General features: G+C 58.1%; 12 protein-coding genes. 4 read left to right on the top strand and 8 right to left on the bottom strand.

Features of this window, described 5'->3' with window-relative positions; translation table 11 throughout:
* Positions 1–42: 42 nt before the first annotated feature.
* From uspE to AB6V08_RS18820, 6 genes are all read right to left on the bottom strand, one after another.
* Positions 43–993 (bottom strand): universal stress protein UspE, encoded by a 951-nt coding sequence (gene uspE, locus AB6V08_RS18845; protein ID WP_368544339.1) that lies wholly within the window; start codon positions 991–993, stop codon positions 43–45.
* A 139-nt stretch (positions 994–1,132) separates the two neighbouring features.
* A complete protein-coding gene (gene fnr / locus AB6V08_RS18840; protein WP_181623341.1) occupies positions 1,133–1,885 on the bottom strand; it encodes a fumarate/nitrate reduction transcriptional regulator Fnr in 753 nt (250 codons plus the stop codon).
* Positions 1,886–2,068: 183 nt separating this feature from the next.
* Complete coding sequence (ogt, locus tag AB6V08_RS18835; protein WP_368544338.1) at positions 2,069–2,584, bottom strand: methylated-DNA--[protein]-cysteine S-methyltransferase; 516 nt, start codon at positions 2,582–2,584, stop codon at positions 2,069–2,071.
* 9 nt (positions 2,585–2,593) lie between these two features.
* On the bottom strand, positions 2,594–4,120 hold the full coding sequence (abgT, locus tag AB6V08_RS18830; RefSeq protein WP_368544337.1) for a p-aminobenzoyl-glutamate transporter: 1,527 nt from the start codon (positions 4,118–4,120) through the stop codon (positions 2,594–2,596).
* Between the two features lie 45 nt (positions 4,121–4,165).
* A complete protein-coding gene (locus AB6V08_RS18825; RefSeq protein ID WP_368544336.1) occupies positions 4,166–5,611 on the bottom strand; it encodes a M20 family metallopeptidase in 1,446 nt (481 codons plus the stop codon).
* On the bottom strand, positions 5,611–6,921 hold the full coding sequence (locus AB6V08_RS18820; protein ID WP_368544335.1) for a M20 family metallo-hydrolase: 1,311 nt from the start codon (positions 6,919–6,921) through the stop codon (positions 5,611–5,613). The genes AB6V08_RS18825 and AB6V08_RS18820 overlap by 1 nt, the downstream gene beginning before the upstream one ends.
* A gap of 175 nt (positions 6,922–7,096) precedes the next feature.
* On the opposite strand from AB6V08_RS18820, the gene AB6V08_RS18815 reads away from it, so the two are divergent.
* Both AB6V08_RS18815 and smrA read left to right on the top strand, forming a co-directional pair.
* Positions 7,097–8,008, top strand: a complete 912-nt coding sequence (locus AB6V08_RS18815) for a LysR family transcriptional regulator (RefSeq protein ID WP_368544334.1) — start codon at positions 7,097–7,099, stop codon at positions 8,006–8,008.
* 353 nt (positions 8,009–8,361) lie between these two features.
* Positions 8,362–8,925, top strand: a complete 564-nt coding sequence (gene smrA / locus AB6V08_RS18810; protein ID WP_368544333.1) for a DNA endonuclease SmrA — start codon at positions 8,362–8,364, stop codon at positions 8,923–8,925.
* A gap of 35 nt (positions 8,926–8,960) precedes the next feature.
* Here the strand turns inward: smrA and tcp are convergent, their stop codons facing one another.
* The gene (tcp, locus tag AB6V08_RS18805) at positions 8,961–10,625 is read right to left on the bottom strand and encodes a methyl-accepting chemotaxis citrate transducer (protein ID WP_368544332.1); all 1,665 of its coding nucleotides are present in this window, start codon (positions 10,623–10,625) and stop codon (positions 8,961–8,963) included.
* Between the two features lie 141 nt (positions 10,626–10,766).
* Here tcp and AB6V08_RS18800 point away from each other — a divergent pair, with 141 nt between their 5' ends.
* A complete protein-coding gene (locus AB6V08_RS18800; RefSeq protein WP_368544331.1) occupies positions 10,767–11,633 on the top strand; it encodes an aldo/keto reductase family oxidoreductase in 867 nt (288 codons plus the stop codon).
* Between the two features lie 47 nt (positions 11,634–11,680).
* Here the strand turns inward: AB6V08_RS18800 and AB6V08_RS18795 are convergent, their stop codons facing one another.
* Complete coding sequence (locus AB6V08_RS18795; RefSeq protein ID WP_439649899.1) at positions 11,681–11,833, bottom strand: hypothetical protein; 153 nt, start codon at positions 11,831–11,833, stop codon at positions 11,681–11,683.
* A gap of 305 nt (positions 11,834–12,138) precedes the next feature.
* Here AB6V08_RS18795 and AB6V08_RS18790 point away from each other — a divergent pair, with 305 nt between their 5' ends.
* Positions 12,139–13,527 (top strand): M24 family metallopeptidase, encoded by a 1,389-nt coding sequence (locus tag AB6V08_RS18790; RefSeq protein WP_368544329.1) that lies wholly within the window; start codon positions 12,139–12,141, stop codon positions 13,525–13,527.
* Positions 13,528–13,554: the final 27 nt, after the last annotated feature.

Genomic DNA, 13,554 nt, shown 5'->3' with positions numbered 1-13,554 from the left:
AAAAAAACCGCCGGAAACGGCGGTTTTTTTTCATCTGAAGACTCAGTCGTCTTCGTCATCGTCCAGCTCAACCGGGGTCTGATACTGATCCGGCTTAATCACCAGCAGGTCGCAGCGCAGGTGGTCGATAACCTGCTCGGCGGTGTTGCCCAGGAAGGCGGCGGAAATCCCCGTGCGGCCAATGGTGCCCAACACCACAATCCCCGCCTGAAGATGTTCTGAAAGATCGGGAATGACCTCTTCCGGCAGGCCTTTCTCAACGTGAGTCATCTTCTCATCGATACTGAACTTCTGGCGCAGCGCTTTCATCGCCAGCAGGTGCTGGCCGCGAATGGCGTCGTTGTACACGCTTGGATCAAATTCAGGTAATTCGATGGCGATGTTGATTGGCGTGACCGGGTACGCGCCAACGAGGTGGACTTCGGTATGGTTAACCTGTTCGGCAAGCTGCAGGGTTTCTCTCACCAGCTTTTCGTTCAGAGAATTATGATAATCCTCTTCGCTGGCGAGGTTCACCGCCACAACCGCTTTGCCGCCTTCCGGCCACGGCTGGTCTTTCACCATCCACACCGGACAAGGGCATTTGCGCAGCAGGTGCCAGTCGGTCGGGGTGAAAATCACCGACTCCAGCTTGTCGTGCTGGTGCGCCATTTTCAGCAGCAAATCGTGACCGCCGCTGACAATCTCCTGGATGATGGCTTCGAAAGGTCGGTTATGCCACACCACTTTAATATCGATAGGAACGCCCGCTTCGAGGTAATACTTCGCCTGTTCGCGGATCCACGCCGTACGTTGGCTGATCACTCCCTGACGCATAGCGGTACGCTCGTCAGGCGACAGAAGGGTGGTCATCTCATATGAGAAGTCATAGATCGGCAAAAACGCTTTGATTTTGCCACCAATCCGTTGATGTAAATACACAGCGCGTCGTAATGCAGGTTGATCGTCCTGATTAGGATCGATTGCCACCAGCATGTTTTGATACTTGGCCATACAGGTCTCCTTACTACTGTCACCACAGTCTGTAATTAAAAGAGTAACCTATATATCTTGAATGAAACAGGGGAGAAGTTTTTGCCAGATCAATAAATCACGCAAATTTATCGACCTGGCAGGGTCGTGCGGGGGATTCTTACGCCACGTTGCGAGAGTGCCCGGCGAGAATCGCCAGCGCTTCGCCGTTTTCGATGGTGATGTATTTACCTTTCACCGCCAGCATGCCGCTTTTCTGGAAACGACCCAGCAGACGGCTGATGGTTTCCACGGTCAGGCCGAGGTAGTTACCGATATCGCCGCGGGTCATGGTCAGACGGAATTCACGCGGGGAGAATCCACGCTCTGCAAAACGGCGGGAGAGGTTATAGATAAACGCGGCCAGGCGCTCTTCTGCATTCTTTTTGGAAAGCAGCAGGATCATGTCCTGATCGCCTTTGATCTCGCCGCTCATCAAACGCATCATCTGCTGACGCAGGTTTGGCATTTTACCGGACAGATCGTCCAGGGTTTCGAACGGGATTTCACACACCATTGAGGTTTCAAGGGCCTGAGCAAAGCTCGGGTGATGGCCAGTGCCGATAGCGTCAAAGCCGACCAGGTCGCCCGCCAGATGGAAGCCGGTGATCTGCTCATCGCCCTGTTCGGTGATGGTGTAGCTTTTGATGGTGCCAGAACGGATAGCATACAGCGACTTCAGTTCATCTCCCGCTTTAAACAGCGTCTGACCTTTCTGAATCGGCTTTTTACGCTCGATAATATTATCAAGCTGATCAAGCTCGTGCTCATTCAGGGTAAACGGGATACAGAGCTGGCTGATGCTGCAATCCTGACAATGGATAGCACAACCGCCAGACTGAATGCGTCGTATAATTCGCTTTTCCGGGATCATAGGTTTGCTCAAGCCTTAATTGATATTGGTCAATTTTAACATCTTTTTGGGGAGTACGTAAGCCTGGCAATCTATCATTAAGGACAAGCGGCGGCATTGTGCCGCCATCTTCTTGAAATTCCACAGCTTGATTATGGATTCTAAGACTAACTGGAAGAAAATTAAGCACTAAAAGCCTGGAATCTACAGCAGGAGATACCCTTCGTGGCGCAATAACCACTCCTTGCGCTGCACCCCTCCGGCATAGCCGGTCATGGTGCCGTTGCGTCCAATCACGCGGTGGCAGGGTACCACAATACTGACCGGATTCGATCCATTGGCGGCGCCAACCGCACGGGCAGCGCCGGCCCGGCCGAGCTGCTCGGCGAGCTGGCCGTAATGCATCACCTGGCCGCACGGAATGCTGCGCAGCGCCTGCCAGACCTCGCGCTGAAACGGGGTGCCCGCCGTGGCGGTGGGCAGGCTATCGATAATGCTGAGATCGCCCTCGAAGTAGGCTGCAAGCTTGTCGCTCAGGCCGCCGGGGTTGCGGGCCGTGATGCGCTCATAGCCCTGGGCGCGATAGTGAATATCGAGCAGCTCGACCATGCGGTCGCTGTGCTCTTCCCACTCGACGGCGCGCAGATTGAACGCTTCGTCGGCGATAACCCACAGCGGCCCGAGCGGGGTCACAATCTTATCTTCGAGTAATCTCAGCATCCTCTTTCCTTAGTTCAGCCTCGGGTAGATCCCCGGTCCAATCGGCAGGCCGACAAGATACCACGCCACCAGCATCAGCAACCATACCCCTAAAAAGATAAGCGGATAGGGTAAAACCAGCGAATAGTAGGTACCCAGCTTTGCCTCGGGCCTGTAGCGCTGCAGGAACCCTAAAAACAGCGGCACGAACGGAGATACCGGGGCGAGGGGGATCACCGAGGAGTCGGCAACGCGGAACAGGATCTGCGCGAACGCCGGATGGAACCCGAGCATCATAAACATCGGCACGAAGATAGGCGCCAGGATAGACCAGATTGCGGAACCGCTGGCGATAAACATGCACAGCAGGGACGAGAGCAGCGCCAGCCCGACAAACGCCGGCACGCCGCTCAGCCCGGCGGCTTCGAGGGTATCCGTCAACCCTACGGCCATGAATTTACCCATGTTGCTCCAGTTGAACATGGCAACGAACTGCGCCAGCGGGAACACCATCACGATAAACCCCGCCATCTCTTTCATCGGCTCAATCATCAGCTGAGGCAGATCGCCCTGACGGCGAATTTTGCCGGTAGCGATGCCGTAGGCGAGCGAAACCACAAAGAAGAAGAGAATAATCAGCGGCACGATGCCCTGAATAAACGGCGACGGCAGCACGGTATGTTTGACCGGATCGCGCAGCACGCCGTTTTCCGGGATCACCATCAGCGCGACGACGGCGATAAACGCCAGGGACACGAGTCCGGCCACCCGCAGGCCAAAACGCTGCTCTTTGCTGAGCGACTCCAGCTTTTCGTCGCTGCGGCCTTCCCATTTGCCCAGCCGCGGCTCGATGATTTTATCGGTGATCAGGCCCCCGACAAGGGTCAGAACAATGACCGAGCTGGCCATAAAGTACCAGTTGTCGATAACGCTCACGTGCATCGTCGGATCGAGGGTTTTCGCCGCTTCGGTACTGATCCCCGACAGCAGCACGTCGGTCGTCACGATAAGCAGGTTGGCGGTAAACCCGCAGCCCACCCCGGCAATTGCCGAGAGCAGGCCCGCCACCGGATGACGGCCGACGGCGAGGAAGATCAGCGCCCCCATCGGCGGCATAATCACCAGCGCCGCGTCGGACGAAATGTGGCTGAAAAAGGCGATAAACAGCACCATGTAGCTGGCATAGCGCGCGCTAACGTTGGAGGCCATCTTTACCATCAGGGCCGGTAAGAGCCCCACGCGCTCGGCAAGCCCGGCGCCGAGCACCAGCGCCAGAATCGCCCCCAGCGGCGCGAAGCCGCTGAAGTTTTTGATAACGTTAGGTAAAAACCAGTGCAGCCCTTCGACGCTCAGCAGGTTTTTCACCGCCACCATGCTGCCGTCGGCGGGGCTGCGCACGCTCACGTCGAAGGCCGACAGCACGGCGGTTGCCAGCATCAGGATCACGATTAAATAGATAAAAAGCAGGAAAGGGTGCGGCACTTTATTGCCGATCCTTTCAACCCAGCCATAGAGCTTACCGGATGGGGAATGCGAAGGTATGGAAGACATACTCATGGGCGTTCCTCGGGACTGTTGTGTTGTTGTTTTGTGTTGTGTTTTTTATTTTAAAGGTGACGGTGTCACGCCCGCGGGGATCGGACACGCGTACGGTCGTTCTGTGATTTGTTGTTCAAACTCATCCCGGCACTGCTGGAGCAGCGCGGCGTCCAGCAGCAGGTTCAGCGCCGTGGCCCCCATCACTTTCCCGGCCAGCAGCATGCCCTTGTGGGCAATCGAGGTGCGGCCCTGCGCCACCAGCTGCCAGGTGTGCAGCGGCGTCCCGACGGTGAAGCACGGGCTAAAGCACTGCGCGACGGGCATTTTCCAGCTCACGTCGCCGACGTCGGTGGAGCCGGCCAGCACGTTATCGGTGACGGCGTAAGGCGCCACTTCCTCTACCAGCAGCGTTTCCTGGTTGCGGCGGGCAAAGGCTTTTCCGTCCTCACCCCCGGTGGCGGCGATGTTTTTCAGGCTGTTTTGCAGATCGTTGGCGCTCAGGGTGGCGCGGATCTGCCGGGCAAAGTCGCGCTCTTCCTCGCTCCACTCCGGCGTGCCGTAATGCTGCATCGCCCGGTACATCGCGCCTTCAAGGGTGCGGTTGGGCAGGTAGCTGGAGCAGGCCTTGTCAAAGCGGCGCTCGACGGTGGTTTCGGTCATCATCGCCGCGCCCTGGGCGATTTTTTCTATGCGCTCGTAGATCTGCTGCGCATCGGCCATTTCCGGGGCGCGGATCAGATACAGCACCTCGGCCTGCGCCTGCACCACGTTTGGCGAAATCCCGCCCGTATCGGTGATGGCGTAATGCACCCGCGCCTTCTCAATGATGTGCTCGTTAAGGAAGTTCGTGCCGGTGGTCATCAGCGTAACGGCGTCCAGCGCGCTGCGCCCCAGATGCGGGGAGTTTGCCGCGTGCGCCGCCACGCCGTGAAAGCGCCACGCGGCCTGGATGTTGGCCAGGGTGCTGACGTTGAACATGCCGGCAAAGGCCTCCGGGTGCCAGGTGACGGCGGCATCGACGTCATCAAACAGCCCTTCGCGTACCATAAAGGTTTTGCCTGAGCCGCCCTCTTCGCCGGGGCAGCCGTAAAAACGCACCGTTCCGCTGCCGCCGTGCTGCTCCAGCCAGCTTTTGACCGCGACGGCACCCGCAAACGCCGCCGTGCCCAGCAGGTTGTGCCCGCAGCCGTGACCGTTTGCGCCCGGCGTGGAGGATTGCGCCGTGGCGCAGTGCGCCTGCTGGCTCAGTCCCGCCAGGGCGTCGTACTCGCCGAGCAGGGCGATAACCGGTTTGCCGCTGCCGTAGCTGGCGATAAAGGCATTGGGGATGCCGCCCGCCTCGCGCGTCACGGCAAAGCCTTCCGCCTCCAGCGCGCCCGCGAGCCGTTCGGCAGACCAGAACTCTTCAAAGCGCGTTTCGGGATGATCCCAGATGTCGTCGGCAATGGCGGTGAACGTCCGACATCGCGTGTCGATTGCGTCAGCAATAAAAGCGTAGTTCTCCTGCATTACACACCTCGCGTCCACGGGAAGTTGAGCGCGGTACGCGCCAGGGTTTCGATAGCGACGCCCATGATCCGTTCGTCGAAGTCGAATTTTTCGTTGTGATGTCCGGCGCTCAGCTCGGTGCCAAACACCATATAGGAGGCGAGGCCGCCGTTTTGCTGGACGCGCGCCATCATCAGGGTGGCATCCTCCGAGCCCGCCGGCGCCTTCACCTTATCAATGGCATGTTCCACGCCCGCCACCTGAGCGGCCTGTTCACGCAGGTAGTTCACCCAGGCCGGCGACGGCGAGCTGGAGGTGGCAGCGCCCATCAGCTGCACCTCAGCGGTCACGTCGTAGAGCGCCGCCGCGCCGGTAATCACCGCCTGCGCGCGCTCGAAGACGTACTGATTGATGGCTTCGCTTTCGCCGCGGGTTTCGACCTTCAGCAACGCATTGGCCGGCACGACGTTGCGTCCGCTGCCCGCCTGCATGACCCCCACGTTGACGCGAGACGCGCCTTCGCTGTGGGGCGCAATGCTGTGCAGGGCCAGCGCGGCCTGCGCGGCGGCGAGCAGGGCGTTGCGACCGTCCTCCGGCCTGCCGCCCGCGTGAGCCGCCACGCCGGTAAAGCGCACGTCGAACTTGGTGGTTGCCATAAAGTTATCGCTGCCGCAGATCACCGTGCCAGCCGGCACGCCGGTGCCGATATGCACGGCGGTAAAGTAATCCACGCCGTCCAGCGCCCCGGCGGCGACCATGGCGCGGGCGCCGCGGGTGCCTTCTTCGGCAGGCTGGAAGATAAGTTTGAGGGTGCCGTTGAGCTGCGCTTCATGCTGCTTCAGCACCCGCGCCAGCCCCAGGCCGATAGTCGTGTGCCCGTCGTGGCCGCAGGCGTGCATCATTCCCGGATTGCAGGAGGCAAAGCCGTCGCGGAACGGGCGATGGCTGTCGTCCAGCGCTTCGCTCAGATCCAGCGCATCCATGTCCACGCGAAAGGCCAGCGTCGGGCCGGGGCGTCCGGTGTCCAGGGTGGCGACGATGCCGGTGAATCCGCCTTCGAACGCGCTCAGCCATTTTTCAGGCGCGCCCTGCGCACGGGCGCGGGCGAACGCACTGGCCAGCGTGGCGTCGTCCGGCAGCCCCATCCGGCTTTCGGCATCAACCACATCGCGGCCCATCGCCAGCGCGTAGCCCAGGCCGTCCAGGATCTCCGCGACTTTCGCCGCGGTGCGAAACTCTACCCAGCCAGATTCAGCAAACTGATGAAAATCGCGACGCCAGGCGGTCAGCTGCGGGGTTAAGGTTTGGATGTCTTGCGCCAGTAAATCCATATCGTGTCCTGTCATTATTAAAATATGTGAACTGCTTCACGCTGTGATAGTTTTTACTTATCACTAACCGATTTTTCACAGTTTTAACCGTTCAGGAATTACCCTCGCACATCCCTTTCCATTAAAGTAGATGCCAATTTCTTTACTCTGATAAACAACGGTTATCGTTCGGGCTATGTCATTTCAGGTTAAATTTCATCAAATCCGGGCGTTTGTCGAAGTGGCGCGTCAGGGGAGCATTCGCGGCGCCAGCAGAGCGCTCAATCTTTCGCAGCCCGCGCTGACGAAGTCGATCAAAGAGCTGGAGGAGGGCGTGGCGGCACAGCTTTTTGTGCGCCGCAGCAAGGGCGTGGCGCTGACCGAGTGCGGTGAAAGCTTCTATCAGCATGCGAACCTGATCCTGGAAGAGCTGCGCGCGGCGCAGGACGACATCCGTCAGCGGCAGGGGCAGCTGGCGGGGCAGATCAATATCGGGATGGGGGCGAGCATTTCGCGCACCTTAATGCCCGCGGTCATCACCCGTTTTCACGCGCAGCACCCGCTGGTTAAAGTCCGCATTATGGAAGGTCAGCTGGTGTCGATGATTAATGAGCTACGCCAGGGCGAGCTGGACTTCACCATTAACACCTATTTTCAGGGGCCTTACGATCATGAATTTACGTTCGAAAAGCTGTTTGAAAAACCCTTTGCGATATTTTGCCGGGAAGGGCATCCGGCAATAGGGGCAAAGTCCATTAACGATCTTCTGAATTATAACTGGACAATGCCAACGCCGCGGGGGAGTTATTATAAGCAATTACAGGATATATTTAATCATCGCTCGCAAATACCGCAGATTGGCATTGTTTGCGAAACGTTCTCCTCCTGTATTAGCCTGGTGGCGCAAAGCGATTTTCTCAGCATCCTCCCGCAGGAGCTGGGCTGCGACCCGCTTCTGGCGCACAGGCTGGTGATGCTGCCGGTTGCCGAATCTTTACCTAAAGCTGCTTATTATTTAATTCAGCGCCGGGATTCTCGCCAGACGCCCCTTACCGAATCGTTAATTACGCAGTTCAGAAGGGAAGCGCGGAAAATAATTTCCGAATAAAAGAGGATAATAAAAAAACAGAGTCTGCCGACATCAGACAGACCCTATAGTACACACAGCAGTGCATCCCGTTGCGAATCCCGCATGTTTTATCCGTAAGGCGGGTTTAATTAGTTATAACACCTTTCCCTTAAAAAGATAGTATTCCCGATGATTGTTTTTACGAATTTTTAACTTAAATTTTTCATTTAATCGATGCTGAAATTTTAGTTAAGTTGAGTTTAATGTTTTTCGTTAATATTATTTAATATATTCACCCGGTAATTATTCGGGCGCCACCCGCAGTCGGGGAGCGTTGAGAGAGCAGGCGGGCAGAGGTATAGTACAGCCTCGGATGTAGCCGGAGAATTCCCATGAACCCTGACGACAAATCACTCTTTCTTGACGCCATGGAGGATGTCCAGCCCCTGAAGCGCTGCGCGGATATTCACTGGCAGCCGAGCCGCAACGCCCGCGCCCGGCAGGCGATCGACACGGAGCAGCTCGACAATTTCCTCACCCTGGGTTTTCTTGAGCTACTCCCGCTGGCAGAGCCGCTGGCTTTCCAGCGCGAAGGTCTGCAGCAGGGGGTTATTGATAAGCTCCGCTCAGGTAAATATACCCGCCAGGCCAGCCTGAATTTGTTACGCCAGCCTGCCGAACAGTGTCGTCAGATGCTGTTTTCGTTTATTCGCCAGGCCGAGCGCGACGGGCTACGCAATCTGATTATCATCCACGGCAAGGGGCGCGAAGAGAAGTCGCACGCCAACGTTGTGCGAAGCTATCTGGCGCGCTGGCTCACCGAGTTCGATTCGGTACAGGCCTTTTGCGTGGCGCTGCCGCACCACGGCGGCAGCGGGGCCTGCTACGTTGCCCTGCGAAAATCGGACGAAGCCCGACAGGAAAACTGGGAGCGGCACGCCAAGCGCAGCCGCTAGAAGGATGCGCAGCGTCCGAAAACGCTGCGCGCTTCTCAGAAGGTTTCCCAGTTCCCGTCCGCCGCGGTTGCCGACGCGGCCGCCGGGCGTAACAGCTGCGGCGTTTTGAGGTGGGTCGCACGCGGCGCCTGCGTCTGGTCCTGGCTGTTCAGGCGAAACGCCGCCACGGCCTGACGAAGCTGTTCGGACTGATCCTCCAGCGCCGCCGCCGCGGTGGCGGACTCCTGCACCAGCGCGGCGTTTTGCTGCGTCACGCTGTCCATCTGCGATACCGCCAGGCTGACCTGCTCAATGCCCCGGCTTTGCTCATCCGAAGCCGACGATATCTCGCCCATAATGTCGGTCACCCGGGTGACGGCGGCGACGATCTCTTTCATCGTATCACCCGCTTCGCTCACCTGACCGGAGCCGGTATTCACCCGGCTGACCGAATTTTCGATCAGCCCTTTGATCTCTTTTGCAGCCTGCGCGCTGCGGCTCGCCAGGGTACGCACTTCCCCGGCCACCACCGCAAATCCGCGGCCCTGCTCGCCGGCGCGGGCGGCTTCAACGGCGGCGTTCAGCGCCAGAATGTTGGTCTGGAAGGCGATGCTGTCGATAACGCTGGTAATGTGGGCAATTTGCTGCGAACTGTCGGCAATTTCACTCATGGTGCGGACAACGTTATCCACCACGCGACCGCCGCGGGCTGCGGTTTCGGAGGCGTTTTTCGCCAGCAGCGTCGCCTGGCGGGCGTTATCGGAGTTCTGCTTCACCGTTGCCGTGAGCTCTTCCATGCTGGCGGCGGTCTCTTCCAGGGACGAGGCCTGCTGTTCGGTGCGGGCAGACAGGTCGTTGCTCCCGGCGGCGATTTCCCCCGCGCCGGTGTAGATAGAGTCGGTGCTGCCGCGCACGGCGCTCACCGTTCTCACCAGCGACTGCTGCATTTCGTGCAGGCCCGCGGCGAGTTGCCCCATCTCGTTGCGGCTGCCCAGCGTAATGCTGTGGGTCAGATCGCCGCCTGCGATGGTGCGAATATGGTTCATAATGGTTTTAAGCGGTTTTAACAGCAGGTGCTGCAAGCCCTGCCAGATCACCACCAGCACCGCAATCACGGCGAGGAAAATGCCCGCCAGCGTCCACTGCATATGGGTAAAGCTGCTCTGGTTCTCTTCGGTGGCGGCCTTCAGCAGGGCGTTGTTTTCGCTGCGCCAGTGGGTGTAAACCGCTTCCATATCGTCCTGCGCCTGCTGTGCGTCCAGGTCGCCGTAGGCCTGATAGTTATCCGCACGCAGATACTCAATCGACAGGCGCAGCACCTCATGCATCTGGCTCCAGGACTTCTGCATCTCTTCGGTGAGCGCGGCATTTTGCCCCTTAACCTGCGGCATTTTCTGCCAGGCGCTGTTATAGGCTTCCGCTTTGCCGAGGGAGTCTGCGGCGGTGCCCAGAAGTTTATTAATGGCGGCCAGAGAAGCGGGGTCGCGCTGATTTTTCAGGTAGCGGATCGCCACGCGGGTGACGGTCACGCGCGTTTTCACCAGCGTATTCACGCTGTCGCTCAGGCTCTCCTGCTGGGCGTTGAGCACCCCGGAGTTCTGGAAGTTATGACGATCGTTGCTCACGGCTGAGTAGAACAGGCCTCCCGTGACAACTTGCAGCAGACAGAATATGGTGAGGGCAAAGATAATACCGGTAATCACGTGCAGATTTTTCAGCATGGCGGTCGTCCGTTATAGGTGCAGGGTTACTCAAATACTATCGACGTAGCGAAATTAAACTTTAATTTAACTATTGCTTAACTAATTGTTCCATCCCGGAACCTGTTGTAAATCCGGATCATTTTTATGAGGAAGGTCGACATGAGCAGCATTGAGAAAAGCGGCAATTTTGCTTTAGGCACGCGTACCGTTAAGCGCCTCGGCTATGGGGCGATGCAGCTGGCCGGGCCGGGCGTTTTTGGCCCGCCAAAGGACAAAGAGGCTGCGCTGGCGGTGCTGCGCGAAGCCGTGGCGTCCGGTGTGGATCACATTGATACCAGTGATTTTTACGGCCCCCACGTCACCAACCAGCTGATTAGCGAGGCGCTGCATCCGTACCGGGACAACCTCACCATCGTGACCAAAATCGGCGCGCGGCGCGGCAGTGATGCCTCCTGGCTTCCGGCGTTTTCCGCCCAGGAGCTGACGCAGGCGGTGCACGATAACCTGCGTAACCTGAAGCTGGACGTGCTCGACGTGGTAAACCTGCGCGCGATGTTCAGCACCCACGGCCCGGCGGAAGGGGATCTCACCGGGCCGCTGACCACGCTGGCGGAATTACAGCAGCAGGGGCTGGTGCGCCATATCGGGCTGAGCAACGTGACGGCGAAGCAGGTCGCCGACGCGCAGAAAATCGTGCCCGTGGTCTGCGTGCAGAACATGTACAACATTGTGAATCGCGGTGATGACGCGATGATCGACGCGCTTGCCGCGCAGGGGATTGCCTACGTGCCGTTCTTCCCGCTGGGCGGCTTTACGCCGCTGCAGTCTTCCGGGTTACAGACGGTGGCGGATTCGCTCGGGGCAACGGCGATGCAGGTGGCGCTGGCCTGGCTGCTGCAGCGTTCGCCGAATATTCTGCTGATCCCCGGCACCTCTTCCGTGGCGCATTTGCAGCAAAACCTGGCGGCAGGGGATCTGGCGTTGCCCGCCGAAGCGCTGGAGAAGCTCAATTCGCTGGTGGATTAAGCGCAAGCACCCAGGCCCGGATGTCTCTCATTCGGGCCGTTAGCGTTTTACCGGGCCTCGTCGCCTGCGGCCTCTGCCCGACGGTTTTTTCGGTGAAGTGCCAGCGCTTCCGCCACGATCTCCTGCTTGCTTTTGCGTGTTTCATACGCGGTCGCTCTGACATACTCCATTAAGTCTTCGTCTACTCTGGCGCTTAACATCTTCAGGTCAGCCTCCTTTGCTAAACCGCGAGCAGCACGCTTGTCAGGATAATCACGGGATGGCATAGAAAACACTCTCCAAAAATTGTCTTGTTATTTCGTGCTGTGAAATATGCGCCTGCGCCATTTTTAAGTCAATACGTAGTGTGTTGAGAGTGAATTTTTTAGTTTCATTTCTTTTGATTTAAGTCATTAATAAGTGACTCGCATAATAACTTGCCAATGACTACTTTCACCTGAAACCGTTAGCCTCCTTTCAACGTATCCTTTAAGGTGACAGAAACTTAAAACGTGAGGTTAACGACATGGATTTTCGCACGCTTCAGCTTCAGCCCACGGCCGCGCCGCCGCAGTTTACGGATGTGGCCCCCGTTCCTCTCAGCGACGCGACGCTTCGGGCGCGTAAAGAAAAGATCCTCGAGCGCATGGCTGCCGAAGGATTTGACGCCCTGATCGTTTACGCCGACAAGGAGCACGGCAGTAACTTTGAGTATCTGACCGGGTTTATTCCCCGCTTTGAAGAGGGGCTGCTGGTGCTGGAGAAAAGCGGGGCCGCCAGCGTTATTCTCGGCAATGAAAACCTGAAGATAGCCGCGCATTCCCGCATTCCGGTCACGCTTAAGCACTGCCCGTATTTCTCGCTGCCCAATCAGCCGATGGATAACGATAAGCCGCTGGAGGCGCTATTCGCTGAGATCGGCCTCGGCAACCTGCGCCGCGTCGGGCTGGTGGGCTGGAAGATGTTTACCTCCGCGCGGACGGACAGCCGTCAGCTCTTCGATTTACCCTGGTTTATCGTGGAGGCCGTCAAAAACAGCCTTTCTGACGATGCGGTTCTGGAAAACGCGGCGCACCTGTTTATCGGCGGGGATAACGGCGCGCGCGTTACCAACAATGCGAATGAAATCGCGCACTACGAGTACGGCGCGAATCTGGCGTCAAACTGCATCCTGAACGCCATGAATGCGGTGGAGCCGGGTATCCGTGAGGTCGACCTGGGCCAGTATCTGACGGCGGAAGGGCAGTACAACACGGTGGTGACCATTGCGGCGTCCGGCCAGCGTTTTGAAAAAGCGAATCTCTATCCTACCCACAGGCCGGTGCAGCGCGGTCAGCCGCTTTCGATGACCACCGGCTTTAAAGGCGGCCTCTCGAGCCGAACCGGATTTGTGATTGCCGACGAAAGCGAGCTGCCGGAAAACCAGAAAGCGTATCTTGAGCGCGTGGCGAAACCCTATTTTGGCGCGGTGGTCACCTGGCTTGAAAATATAAAAATCGGCATGCAGGGCGGGGAGCTCTATGCCCTGATTGAATCCGTTTTGCCGAAAGAGAAATATGGCTGGCATCTGAATCCGGGGCATCTCAGCGCCGATGAAGAGTGGATGTCTTCCCCCATTTATCCTGACTCCACGGAAACCCTGAAAAGCGGGATGATTTTGCAGATTGATATTATTCCGTCCGTACCGGGCTATACCGGCGCCAGCGCGGAAGAGAGCATTGCGCTGGCCGGGCGGGCGCTGCGGGAGGAGATCGAACGCACCTGTCCGGCGCTGTGGGCGCGCATCGACGCCCGTAAGCGCTATCTCACGGAGGTGCTCAACATTAAGCTCAGTGAGGACGTCATTCCGCTCTCCAGCGCGGTCGCCTATTTGCGTCCTTTCTTCCTCGCGAAGGATAACGCCTTCACCTGCTAAACCGCTCTTGCAGAACTTGTTGCAGGG

The sequence above is a fragment of the Enterobacter soli genome, from assembly GCF_964208575.1.
Taxonomy (GTDB): domain Bacteria; phylum Pseudomonadota; class Gammaproteobacteria; order Enterobacterales; family Enterobacteriaceae; genus Enterobacter; species Enterobacter soli_A.
The sequence above is the reverse complement of the archived record's forward strand: the minus strand, read 5'-3'. Positions and strand labels throughout refer to the sequence as shown.